Annotated in this window: 13 protein-coding genes; 5 read left to right on the forward strand and 8 right to left on the reverse strand. The window is 49.0% G+C overall.

Going from position 1 to position 12227, the window contains the following annotated elements; translation table 11 throughout:
- Positions 1-130: 130 nt before the first annotated feature.
- A complete protein-coding gene (locus Q0117_RS04460; RefSeq protein WP_297923114.1) occupies positions 131-433 on the forward strand; it encodes a c-type cytochrome in 303 nt (100 codons plus the stop codon).
- A gap of 334 nt (positions 434-767) precedes the next feature.
- On the opposite strand, the gene Q0117_RS04465 is transcribed toward Q0117_RS04460, so the two are convergent.
- Complete coding sequence (locus tag Q0117_RS04465; RefSeq protein ID WP_297923117.1) at positions 768-1316, reverse strand: NAD(P)H-dependent oxidoreductase; 549 nt, start codon at positions 1314-1316, stop codon at positions 768-770.
- A gap of 365 nt (positions 1317-1681) precedes the next feature.
- On the opposite strand from Q0117_RS04465, the gene bcp reads away from it, so the two are divergent.
- The 3 genes from bcp to Q0117_RS04480 all read left to right on the forward strand — a co-directional run bounded on the left by bcp (position 1682) and on the right by Q0117_RS04480 (position 3032).
- Entirely contained in the window at positions 1682-2209 is a 528-nt protein-coding gene (gene bcp / locus Q0117_RS04470) for a thioredoxin-dependent thiol peroxidase (protein ID WP_297923120.1), read from the forward strand.
- 255 nt (positions 2210-2464) lie between these two features.
- Entirely contained in the window at positions 2465-2818 is a 354-nt protein-coding gene (locus tag Q0117_RS04475) for an NAD(P)H-dependent oxidoreductase (protein ID WP_297923123.1), read from the forward strand.
- Complete coding sequence (locus Q0117_RS04480; RefSeq protein WP_297923125.1) at positions 2715-3032, forward strand: NAD(P)H-dependent oxidoreductase; 318 nt, start codon at positions 2715-2717, stop codon at positions 3030-3032. Before Q0117_RS04475 ends, Q0117_RS04480 begins: the two co-directional genes overlap by 104 nt.
- A gap of 655 nt (positions 3033-3687) precedes the next feature.
- Here Q0117_RS04480 and pepT read toward each other — a convergent pair.
- Genes pepT through Q0117_RS04505 form a run of 5 tightly spaced genes read right to left on the reverse strand, consistent with a single transcriptional unit; the run spans position 3688 to position 9561 of the window.
- On the reverse strand, positions 3688-4920 hold the full coding sequence (pepT, locus tag Q0117_RS04485) for a peptidase T (protein WP_297923128.1): 1233 nt from the start codon (positions 4918-4920) through the stop codon (positions 3688-3690).
- 11 nt (positions 4921-4931) lie between these two features.
- Complete coding sequence (dcuC, locus tag Q0117_RS04490) at positions 4932-6275, reverse strand: C4-dicarboxylate transporter DcuC (RefSeq protein WP_297923130.1); 1344 nt, start codon at positions 6273-6275, stop codon at positions 4932-4934.
- Positions 6276-6286: 11 nt separating this feature from the next.
- Positions 6287-6985 carry a dipeptidase PepE gene (gene pepE / locus Q0117_RS04495; protein WP_297923133.1) on the reverse strand — a complete coding sequence of 233 codons (699 nt, stop codon included), beginning with the start codon at positions 6983-6985 and terminating at the stop codon, positions 6287-6289.
- Between the two features lie 10 nt (positions 6986-6995).
- Positions 6996-8312, reverse strand: coding sequence for an amidohydrolase (locus Q0117_RS04500; RefSeq protein ID WP_297923137.1), 1317 nt, complete (start codon positions 8310-8312; stop codon positions 6996-6998).
- Positions 8313-8322: 10 nt separating this feature from the next.
- Complete coding sequence (locus Q0117_RS04505) at positions 8323-9561, reverse strand: M20 family metallo-hydrolase (RefSeq protein ID WP_297923140.1); 1239 nt, start codon at positions 9559-9561, stop codon at positions 8323-8325.
- A 235-nt stretch (positions 9562-9796) separates the two neighbouring features.
- Here Q0117_RS04505 and Q0117_RS04510 point away from each other — a divergent pair, with 235 nt between their 5' ends.
- A complete protein-coding gene (locus tag Q0117_RS04510; RefSeq protein WP_297923143.1) occupies positions 9797-10471 on the forward strand; it encodes a hypothetical protein in 675 nt (224 codons plus the stop codon).
- Positions 10472-10596: 125 nt separating this feature from the next.
- Here Q0117_RS04510 and Q0117_RS04515 read toward each other — a convergent pair whose 3' ends face one another.
- Both Q0117_RS04515 and Q0117_RS04520 read right to left on the reverse strand, forming a co-directional pair.
- The gene (locus Q0117_RS04515; protein WP_297923147.1) at positions 10597-10743 is read right to left on the reverse strand and encodes a hypothetical protein; all 147 of its coding nucleotides are present in this window, start codon (positions 10741-10743) and stop codon (positions 10597-10599) included.
- A gap of 626 nt (positions 10744-11369) precedes the next feature.
- Positions 11370-12065, reverse strand: a complete 696-nt coding sequence (locus Q0117_RS04520) for an Abi-alpha family protein (protein ID WP_297923150.1) — start codon at positions 12063-12065, stop codon at positions 11370-11372.
- Positions 12066-12227: the final 162 nt, after the last annotated feature.

Below are 12227 nucleotides of genomic sequence, written 5' to 3' on the forward strand. Positions count from 1 at the left end.
CCTTTTCGGCGGAGTTTTTCCGCCGATTTTTCTCTCTTTGACGCTTCATTTTTGCAACTTTTTTTATAATTTTTCTTTTAACTTTTTAAGACTATAATCTCGTCTAAATTTCTATCAAAAAGGACGAAAAATGAAAATATATCGCATCGCTACCGCCGTTTTGGCGCTAAATTTATCTCTATTTGCGGCTAGCGGCGAAGCCATTTACAAAAAATGCTCGGCCTGTCACGGCGAAAAAGCGGAGACAAAATACGCAAACAAAGTGCCTGCGCTAACTAGTATCGGCAAAGAAGATCGCATAAAAGCGCTACAAGGCTACAAAGACGGCTCAAACAACGCCTTTGGCATGGGCAAAGTCATGCAGCTGCACGCCAAAAACCTAAGCGACGAGGACATGGCGGCTGTTAGCGAGTATATAGAAGACCTAAAATAAGCTTGCGTTTAACATCGCAGGCTAAGTGACGAACAACAAAACCTTGCGCAAGACATTATACGGATTTAGCTTTTAAATTTGCATATTAGCGGCGACGAAGCAAAATTTAGCGTCTCCGTTTAGCGTCTCCGATAAGTCAAATTTGCCTCGGAGACGACGTAAAATTAATACGACGATTTGTGATTCTAAATTTAAGGTGCGGCTTGGATATGCTTATTTTTTGCTTTACGAGCGGATATAAATTTAACTCCAAAACGCCGCACTTTCATCGGTTACTAAGTCGCCCGTATCACCACTATCGTAATTTTTAGCTCATAGCCGCAAGGGGGCAAAACTAAATTTGATACTCGCTAGGACTTAGCTCTCCTCGTAAAAGCTTGCCAAAGCGCGCGGCTGCGGCATCTACGGCATCGTCGCCAAACTCGCCGGGCTCAAATCCGCTGCTGATAAACGGCACGGCAAAATCCATCCCGCAGTAGTTTGCCGCGATCTTAAGCGGCGTTAAAATTTCGTCCATGCTATAGCCGATCGCGCCCCGTTTGGAGTACTCGCTAAGCGGCGTACTAGCGCTTAGCGCGAGCTGCAAGACCTTGCCCTTAAGCGCGCCGGAGCCCACCAGCTCGTGCGAAAAGACGATGTCGATATAGGCTTTTAGCATAGGCGGCACGTTTAGCCAGTACATCGGGTACAAAAATACGATGCGGTCGGCGCCCAATAACGCGTCTTGCTCTGTGCGAGCATCTATGCGCGCAGTATCGGTGCCGTAAAGTCCCTCCAAATGGCGCACCTCTACGCCGGCAGCGCCCTTTGCGACCTGCGATAGGGCTTTGTTCACGCGCGAGGCGGCAAAATTTGGATGCGATAAAATCACGAGCGTTTTCATGTTATCTCCTTTGTTAAAATTTGTAGAATCATATCGTTAAAAAACTAAAAGTAGATTAAGAAGGGTTGTGAAAACGAGCGTTATTTTGCTTGTGAGGAACCTGGATTTGCGTGGCACGATAGATACGAGGCGCTCTCGTACCATACTGCCTCAAAGCATGTGCAACAAAATGTTTTTCGCGTGCCGCAAAGCAAGCCCCTAGCCCGCTCTTGTCTGGAACGATCTCGCTTGCGATCCACCCGATCGCGTGCAGCTGCGGCGCGAGGCAAAATTTCATCCAAGCAAGGATAAATTTATGAAAAAAGATTAAAATTTAGCCGCGATTTGGGCTACGAGCCCGAAAATTTCAAAAAAAAGGACACGATATGCAGAGAAAAACACAGATCGAAGACGAGTTTAGCGCAGAGGATCGCGAGCGCAAAATCACGCTGCAAGCAGGAGACGTAGCGCCCGCTTTTACGCTGCAAAACGCCGACGGAGCGAGCGTCGCGCTAAAGGATTTCGCAGGCAAGAGGATCGCGCTGTATTTTTACCCCAAGGATAACACTCCCGGCTGCACGACCGAAGCGTGCGAATTTAGCGCCGCGTACGATGACTTTATCGCTGCAGACTGCGTGATCGTAGGCATCAGCCCCGACAGCGCCAAATCCCACGCAGGCTTCATCGCCAAGCAGAGCCTAAAGCACATCCTGCTGAGCGATCCGCAGCACGAGGTAGCCAAGCTATACGGCGCGTGGCAGGTGCGCAAAAACTACGGGCGCGAGTATCTGGGCATCGTGCGCTCGACCTTTCTGATCGGTGCGGACGGCAAAATTTTAAAGGTCTATAAAAGCGTCAAGGCGAAAGATCACGCCGCAAAGGTGCTTGCAGATCTGCTAGCTGCGGGGAAATAAAGCGCCAAGCCATCGTTTTGAAATAGGACCCCGGCGCATTTGGGCGCTAAGCTTTAATTATGAAATTTATGCACTGAAATTTGCTACGGAATTTCGGCGTCAAATTTAAGCGTCGAAGCTTCGGCATTAAAATTTGGTCTTGAAATTTTGCCTTAGAATTCCGCCGCTCATTTGAAAATAAAATTTCAAAGCGGAGTTCTATCTGCGATTTTAGCGGCAAATTTATCGCCCAAACCAAAATTTTAAAGGAAAAATATGAAAAGCTTAATCATTCTAGCTCACCCCGACATTAAGAATTCGGTCATAAACAAGCAGTTTTTGAAAGAGGCCGCCGTGCAAAGCTTCACCGTGCGAGACCTAGCGCGCGAGTATCCTAGCGGCGAAATAGACGGTGAGCGCGAGCGCGCGATAATCAAAGCCCACGACGCGCTGGTACTGCAATTTCCGCTGCATAATTTCTCCTCGCCCGCGATTCGCGATTTTAAAAAGCTGGATCGATGCGACGATGACATACGGACTTGCCTACGGACGCACGAGCGAGGGCATACGGGGGCGCGCCGTGGCGCTGGCGGTGAGCGCCGGCATCAAGCGCGCCGACTACGCGCCTAGCGGGCGATATCATTTCACGATGGAGAAGATTTTAGTGCCATTTGAGCTGGCATTTCGCTACTATTTTCACGCCGACTGGCGCGAGTTTTTCGCGTTTTACGGCGCCGAAGAGACGCCGGGCGTGGATTACGAAAGCAGTGTCACGCAGATAGAAAAAAGGCGCGGCGGAGTACGCGGAATTTTTAAGAAATTTAGGCACAAAGGGCGCAGGTAAAAAATTTTAAATTAAAACCAAGCTAGGTTTTTGGGCTAAATTTTAAAATTCGAGCCTCGTTTCGGGCTTGAACTGCGCCTTTGAAATAAAGAAAGTCGCGATAAAATTTTACACGAAGCGTTAAATTTAGCCTGTGCAGTTTATAGATAATTCAGCGCGAGCCGAGCATTACGGCAAAATTTTAATTTAAAGAAATTCCGTGCCTTTTTAAGCGCTATTGCGACGCCGTCTAGTTCCTAAAGGCTGATCTCACTTGCGCTAAAAACGTCCGCTCTGCCTGCTGCGGGGATAAAATTTTGCCGGCCGATACGGCGTGTCTGCTAGCCATCTAAATCGTCGAAATATAAAATTCACCGCAGCTTGTCGTGTAGGCTGCAAAAATGCGCGGTCGCGCCGTCTGCGAATAGCATTAAGGGCACGACAATAAGCGGGCTGTAAAGCACAGGATGCGGCAAAATTTTACAGCGCGCCTTTGAGCTCGCCAAACCGCGCGCTCAGCAGAGCAAATCAAAATTTCATAGCCGCGCGGAATCCCGCTTAGCAAGATAAAATTTCACCTTGCCAGCGAAATTCCGCCGAGCAGGTAAAATTTCGCGGCGGAATGAATAAGCCAAATTTAAAATCAAATCTACGCGCGGAGTAGAAAGCGCCCGAGCTAAGCTCGCGCCGTCGCCAGCGTTATGATCCGCTTAACCACTTCGCTCGCCGCTTTTAAAGAGCCTACGGGCAGATACTCGTAGATCGAGTGGAAATTATGCCCGCCAGTAAAGAGGTTCGGGCACGGCAGCCCCTTTGCGGAGATGACGGCGCCGTCGTAGCCGCCTCGCATAGGCTTGATCTTGGGCTCGATATTTAAGCTTTTAAAGGCCTGCTTCGCAAAGCGTATCGCCGGCGCATCGTCGTTTTTCAAAAAGTTATAGACGTTTTTATAGCGATCGTTTAGCGAAATTTCGATCCGATCGCCCCAGATTGCGCGAAGCCCGTCCGCAGTTTTTTGCAAAAATTCCATACGCTGCTCGTATCTTTTCTCGTCAAATTCCCTCACGTCGATCTTTAGGACGGTTTTTGCGCTGTTGCCGCTAAGCTCCTTGACCCAAAAATAGCCCTCCTTGCCCTCTGTGTATTCGGGCGCCTCGCCCGCAGGCAGCAGCGAGATAAACTTATGCGCCAAAAGCAAGGAATTTACGAGCTTGCCCTTGGCGTTCATCGGATGAGCGGACTGGCCTTTGAAGGTAACGACGCAATCGCCCGCGTTCCAATTCTCGTAGATAAACTCGCCGATACCGCAGCAATCAAGGCAGTAGCCAAAATCCGCGCCTATCTCGCTTACATCCAGCACTTTTGCGCCCCGCAAGCCCTGCTCCTCGTCCGGCACGAAGCAGGCGATTATCTCGCCGTGTTTTATCTGCGGATTTTGGACGAAAAATTCCAGCGCATTCACGATCGCTGCGATCGCTGCCTTATCATCGGCGCCTAGCAAGCTGGTGCCGTCCGTTACGATGATCTCATCTCCTTTATAATCTTGCAGCTCCTCATTTTCGCTCTCTTTAAGATAGATCTCTAGCTCTTTATTCAGGCAGATATCGCCGCCTTCGTATATTACGATCTGAGCTTTGGTATCATTCGTCTGCTCGGCGCTGGTATCGAGGTGAGCGAAAAACGCCACTCTCGCAGCGGGCGCGTCTAAATTTGATGGAATTTTAGCGATCAAAATCGACTTCTCGCTAAGGCTGATATTTTTTATGCCCAGAGCTTCGAGCTCGCTTTTTATGAGTTCTGCGAGCTCAAGCTCCTTGGGATTTGAGGGCATTATGCCCGCAGCACCCGCGGCTCTATTTGTGGTGGTGTTGATCTTGGTGTAGTTTAAAAACCTCTGCACAATATCCACAAATAAGCCTTTTATAAAATAACAAATGCGATGACGCAGACGGATAGAAACATCCCTAGAGCCGTTCTTTTAGCGATCTGAATAGGACTTACCATCGCAAGTCCCGCGCAAACGATGCAAGCGCCCGCGATCGGCGATGCGCTCCTGCCTAGCGCGCCGCTTATCGCAACCGCCATACCGAGCTTATCTTGCTCAAAACCCAGCGCGTCGGCGTGCACGGTCACGGCGGTGTTAAACGCCATCGACGCCGCATCTCCCGAGCCCGTTACGATGCCCATAAAAAACGGCACGAAGGTTCCGCCGAATTTTACGTAGCCCTGCTCGCCCTTCAGCCACTCAATTACGAAATCTATCGCTCCGCACGCGCTAAGACCCGCGACGAAGACGCCTGCTGCGATGATGATACCTATGATCTCGGCATACGCGCTACCCATGCCTTTGAAAAATTCCTTCGTAATTTTTTGAGGATCGGTTAGGGTAACGGCGATGGTGAGGATAGCGCCCAGTAGCATCGCTTCGGCGACGCCCATCTTCGTCCATTTTAGAAAAGAGACCTGATTTAGGCTCGTGCCGCCGATTACTAAGATCACTAGCGGCACTAGCGGCATAAGCGCGTATAAGACGTTTATCTTTTGAGGCTGCGCGTCTAAATTTGAACCGTCGGCTGAATTTGACGCAACGGAATTTGCGCCGCCCTCTTTTTGTGCGAGATAATTCACCCCCCTGGTGTAGTCTTTGCAAACTATCGCCGTTATACTCATTACGATCAAAACCACGATCAAAGCGGTAATCGCGCTAGAAAACTGCACCCCGATGACGTCTTGAACCGTATAGGATGGGTTGTGCGCCTTTACCATATCGGCGACAAATACGTTGTGCGCCGAGCCCGGGCTTAAAACGCTACCGAAAGTTCCCGCAAATACCGCAGCTCCCGCCATCTCCGGTTTAACGCCCGCAGCCATCATCACGGGGATCAGCGTAGCGCCGACCGCAGCCGAGCAGCCCGCAGCGGAGGGGATAGCGATATTGATAAAATATGTAAGCGCCACGACGATAGGGATCAATAAAAATCCGATATTGCCAAGAGGCCTGGTTAGTAAATTTACGAGCGCGCGGTCGCAACCGGTAAATTTCATCACGAAGGCAAAACCCATACTGGCGCAGATCGCCTTAATAAGCCCCGCCTTGGTCATATACGAGGTAAAGGCGCCCAGCCCGTCCAGCGGCTTTAGACAAAGCACGCACAGCACCAAACCCACGCCGATAAGCACGGTTTTGGTATCCTTCTTCATGATTAGCAAAGCGACGACTGCGACGATACCCGCAAGCGCCAAAAATAGCCTAAGTGTCTGCACGATAACTCCTTTTAAATTTTAAATTTACTTCCCACGGCGATGCGCGAGATCTCTTTTTTATACTCGAATTTCAGCACGTCCGCATATCCCATCACCTCGCATTCGTTTCCGTTTATCAAAAACGCGCTACCCTCGGGCATAGCATAGACGCTGTCATTTTGATTGACGATCAAAAACTCCTCCAGCCGCTCCTCCCTGCTCTCGCCGTTGTGGTTTAAAATTTTACCGCTTATGAAGTGCGGATTGATCTGGTGCGGAAAGATCCCAAGAGCCACCGGCGAGGGCGGGAAGACGATCGGCATGTCGTTGGTAGTCATCATCGTCTTGCCCGCGACGTTTGCGCCCGCAGACCAGCCGAAATACGGCGTACCGCCGTCCACGACGTCTTTGATCGCACCCAAAAGATCAAATTTATAAAGCTCATTTAGCAGCACGAAGGTATTGCCGCCGCCGATGCAGATCGATTTGGCATTTTTAACGGCGGCTTTCATATCGGCAAAGCGATGGATCGATCTGATATTATTACTCTCCAGGCAATCCGCGACCTTCTGCTCGTATTGCTCGTTCGTGCGCCTAACGCCCGCAAACGGAATGAATAAAATTTCATCCTCCCAAAGACCCCCTAAAAATTCCTTGATCCACCCCTTGCAGTGGTTCAGATAGCCGCTGTCTTTGTAACTGGAAGCGCTTAGAAGCAGTGCTCTTTTCATGCCGCTTTCCTTAAATTTTGCCGTTTAGCTTATACGCGCAGCGCAGATACACGTCCACTCCAGCAAGCAGCGAGTCCTCGTCGAAGTCGAATTTGGCGTTGTGATGCCCTGCCGCAAGCGTCGTGCCGATCATCAGATATCCGCTTTTGCCGCCCGCATCCTGCACCGAGCGCATAAAATGCGCGAAGTCCTCGCATGCGCCAAAGCTTAGCTCCCTTACGATTTTATCATCGTCGATAAACGGCGACGCCTTCGCCGCATCCTCGTAAAGCTGCGTGGTGGCCTCGTCGCTATCGCCGCCTGCGGTACCGCCCGTAACCTGCACATCGTAGCTAACGCCGTAAATTTTAGAAACGCCCTCCACTATGTCCATGCATTTGGCCTTCATAAACTCATTCAGCTCCGTGCTCTCGCCGCGCGTCTCGCACGCGAGATAGCCGTTGGGCGCGATGACGTTGCGTCCTTCGCCTGCGCGCAGCACGCCTACGTTGATACGCGTGACGCCGTCTGCGTGTCTAGTGATGCCGTGCATATCAAGCGCCATCTCGGCTGCGGCGAGCAGAGCATTGGCTCCGTTTTGCGGTGCGCCCGCTGCGTGAGCGGACTTACCCTTTAAATTTACGTCAAATTTAGTGGTCGCAAGTAGCTTTTTTGTGCCGCAGATGATGCCTCTCATGGTAGTAGCCTGAAAGCCGATATGACCGCCCAGCAGATGATCCACGCCCTTAGTAACGCCCGCAGCTTCCATACCTACGGCGCCCCTGGTACCCTCCTCGGCGGTTTGGAAGATAAATCTAAATTTACCGCTAAAATCGTCTAGGCTCTGCGCGATCAGCTTTGCCAGAGCAAGCCCCATCGTGATATGCCCATCGTGCCCGCACGCGTGCGTAATGCCGCTGATGTCGGAGCGAAAGCCCTCCTTAAAAGGGCGGTGATCCGCGTCCGTGCTCTCGGTCACGTCTACGCCGTCTATATCAAATCTAAAAGCGACCGTCTTGCCCGCGCGCCTCGTGTCTATTTCGGCCACTAGACCCGTTAGCCCGTCCTCCATCGCATCAAGAAATTTTATCTGATCCGCGTTTAGCAGCTCTTTGGCGCGCTGCTTCGCCTTCTCGCAGGCATCCTTGCTACCTACGCCCTGTCTGGCTTCCGCCTTTACCACCTCGCGACCGAGCTTTATCTCATAGCCCAGGCGCTGCATTCGATCTGCGATAACCGCGGTCGTAAAAAAGGTAAACCAACCCGTCTCGGGATGCGAGTGGAAAAACCTGCGATCCCCGATCATCTCGCTCTTGAGCGCCTCTACTTTTTGTGCGATAGCATCCATCTTCTCTCCTTTATTTTTTAGCTAAGCTTAACATCGCCGCGGCTAGAACCTTCGTAGCGGCAAACGCGTCGTGCCAGTTTATACTTTCATTTACGTTGTGGCTGATGCCGTCCTTGCACGGCACAAAAAGCATCCCCACGCGATCCGCAAGCTCCGTCATATTCATCGCGTCGTGTCCCGCGCCGCTAGGAAGCCTCAGGCTTGGAATTTTAAGCTCGCCGGTGCAGCTCTCAAGCAGATCTATCATCTCCTCGCTTAGCTTTACGGGGCGATCCTTGATGAGATTTTTTAGTTCAAATCTGCACCCTCTGCGAGCGCAAATTTCACCTATCGCCGCACAAATTTTATCATCCGCCGCCCCAAGCGCATCCTCGTCTATATCGCGTATATCAAGACCTAGCGTGCAGGAGCCGGGGATTACGTTTAGCACGCCGGGTAGCGCGTTTGCATAGCCCGTCGTCGCGACCGTGGTTTTGCCCTCCTTTGCGATCCTCTCCGCGCTTAAAATGATCTCGCTAGCGCAAGCTAGGGCGTCGCAGCGCATATCCATCGGCGTAGCGCCGCTATGATCGGCTCTGCCCTCGATCCGCAGCTCATATCGCACGGGTGCGGCGATACCCGTGACGATGCCTACTGGGATGCCGCGTCGCTGCAATACCGGCCCCTGCTCGATATGAAGCTCGATGTAGCTATGAAAGCTGGATTTGGGCAGGACGCAGCTTTTTAAATTTGCGGGATTTAACCCGAAAGCCTCCATGGCGTCAAACAGCGAAATTCCGTCCCCATCCTTCAGCTCGCCTAGCCGCTCTTGCGAGAGCTTGCCGCTAATTATCTTGCTGCCTACGGTCGCCATTTTGAAGCGGCTTGATTCCTCGCAAACAAAGACGATGAGCTCCAGCGGTCGCGCAAGCCTCTCTCCGCTATCTCGCACCGTGCGGATCGCCTCCAAAGCGGCCATGACGCCTAGCGTGCCGTCGTAAAAGCCGCCCTGCGGCACGCTATCGATATGCGAGCCAGCACTTACGGACGGTAGATCGGGATTTTTAACGTCCATAAATTTAGCGAAAATATTGCCCGCATCGTCGATTCTGATCTTGAAATTTTCTTTTTGAAGTAGCGATATGAGGAAGTCGCGCGCCTCTTTATCTTCGCGCGAAAACGCAAGCCGCGTAAGCCCGCCGCCCGCCAAAGCCCCAAAGCGGCTTATCTGCTCGAACTCGCTTTTAAAGCGCTGCATGTTTATGTCCATAAATCCCCTTTTTTAAAAAATTTATGAATACAGCATTTTAATATTAAATTTATATAACAAAGCTGAAATTTACCTATCGAGGCGGCAAATATGGCGCTAAAACGGCACGAGCAGAGTCGCTTTAAGATAACGCTATAAATTTTAAATTTTGCCTTTTGGACTTTAAAATCGCGATAAGCTGCTTAGCTTCAGACTAAACGGATATAATTATCGCAAAATTCAACGAGGAGTGCAGATGAAGCAGGGCTCGCTAGAGGGGCTTTATGAAAAGCTAAGGCAATTTGATAGGCTGGCGGATAAAGAGGAGTATCTGTTTGATGCGATAAGGGGAGCTATCGAGGCGGAAAATTTCGAATTTGCCACGCAAATTTGCGACTTTGTGCTAAACGAGGAATTTGAAAAATTCGGCGCGGTTTTAAGAACGAGGGCGCTAATGTGGCTCACGGGCTACATCGCGCAAAATTTAAAAGAAAGCGAATACCCAAATTTCGGCGACTTTACGGATTGCCTATGGAAATTTAAATGGATAGTCTCGGGCATCGCCAAAAGCTCTATAATCGAAAGGGAGCTCATAGACGAGGTGAACGAAGCGATGCTGTTTTACTACGAGCGCTTGGAACTATCTCTGGCGGCTTACTACAAGGCTTTGATGAACCAAAACATCGACATGGGCGATGCCAGAGAGGCGAAGGCAAACTACGAGCTGTGGAGAAAGCTCGCCAAAGACGACATGGGTGATTGCGAGGCGTGCGAAGCAAGCGATGAGATAGCGTATTTAAATTTTGCAGGCGAGCACGAAGCGGCGCTGGGTCTTGCCGAGCCGATACTTTCAGGCGAACTAACCTGCTCCGAGGTGCCGCACATAACCTACGCGCCGATACTTTTTAGCATGATAAAGAAGGCAAGATAGAGGAGGCAAAAACCCTGCTACCCAAGGCCGCCGCGACGATCGAGTCAAATCCTCGCGTTATAAATCAGATCGCGCCGTTAATCGAGATCGCCGTTAGGCTGGATGAGCGCGAGACGGCGCTAAGCTTAGCTCGCAAGCACTCGCACGCCATACTCGATAGCAACGACGATCTGAACGACCTGCGATTTTTCATCGCTGTTAGCGCATTTGGCGATGAGAGCGACTACAAAACGGCTTTGGAACTGGCGGGTAAATTTGACGCTAGAAATCAAAACTTTTACTACGCTGATTATCTAAATAAATTTTACGAGGAATTCGGAGTTTGAAATTTGACGGTTTAAAGACCCAACGCGCTTTGCCTATAAATCAGTCGTCGTTTCTAGCGCGCGGCAAATTTTAACCGCTTACTCGCGCACGTCGGCAGCCGGTCATCAAGATATGCGACGTAACACGCATATGTCATAAATTTTAAATTTTATTTGGTGGGATGAGAACAAAAACGCCCCAGCAGCCCACATCATCCGCTAAACCGCGCGGACGGAAGCGAATATCTGCGGCGGTAGGATGTGCGTTCTAAATTTAGCCGCCTTGGTCGACGTAAAATCTAAATTTAAACCCGGCCTAGCGCTGATCTCGCAGTGAAAACACGCACAAATCGCAGCGTATCTCATGCTACTACTCAATTTAGCGGCAAATTTAATAGTGGGTTTAAAAGCGCGGTACGACGAAATTTTAAAGTAAAATTTCGAATAGAATTTAAAATTCAGGAATTCAAATAAAGCTTTAAAATTCCAAGAGAATTTCACTCTCTGGAATTTTAAAGCTTTGGCGTTAGCATGTAGAAAAATTCAAAGCAGTGATTAAACCAGAAAAACATTAAGACTGTTATACTTTGACTCTAAACATTGCCTATACATTTTTTCACAAACTCAAAACCAAGTGGCGTAAGCGTTGTTTTATTATATCCGATCGGGATAGTACCGGTACCTATTAAAACTTGGCTAGGGATGTCTGATTGTATTATTAATCCTAATCTCATAAGAGAGCTTATGTTGAAAACAAAGCGATCTTCATCTATATCTAAATGTTTTAAAATTTCATTTTTTACGACTACTGCTTTAAGAACTCTGTCTAAGCTAGGGTATTCTCTTTTATTGATTATAACTTCATAGTAAAATTTTAATATTTTTGCTTGCACAGGAGTTATCTCTTTTAATATATTCATAAAAATCAAATTATCTTTATCTTCATTATTGCTTACAGAATCCACAATAAGTTTTGCCCACATACTTTGCAATGTTTCGTCTTCTTCTAAAATAGCATGCTGTTCAATAACTGCAAGTTCTTTTAGACCTATATTGGTAAGTTGCTCCTTTGTAAAATTTAAACTCTTTGCTTCTTCTTGTATTTTCTTAGCAAGTTTTAGTTGATTTATTTTTCTTCTTGCTTTTATCTCATCCGCAACAATTCCAAGAGATTCAGTTATCGGGCCAAAAATATCACCTAAAACGCTTGTTAATGCCTGCGTTGGCTCTTTGCCGGCAGAGAGCTTCACACCATCTTTTGATAATTCAACTTCCAAATCTTTACTCATAATAATCCTTTAATATTTTATACACATATTATATCGAAAGTAGTTGAAAAATATTTTCTCCTTCGCCTCAAAAAATCTTTAAGCCGCGAACCTCACCTCGAGTTTCACCGTTTATTCTCATCTCTTTTTCCGGACTTAACATTTATCTCGCTATAAAACACG

It is taken from the genome of uncultured Campylobacter sp. (assembly GCF_937997535.1).
GTDB lineage: Bacteria > Campylobacterota > Campylobacteria > Campylobacterales > Campylobacteraceae > Campylobacter_B.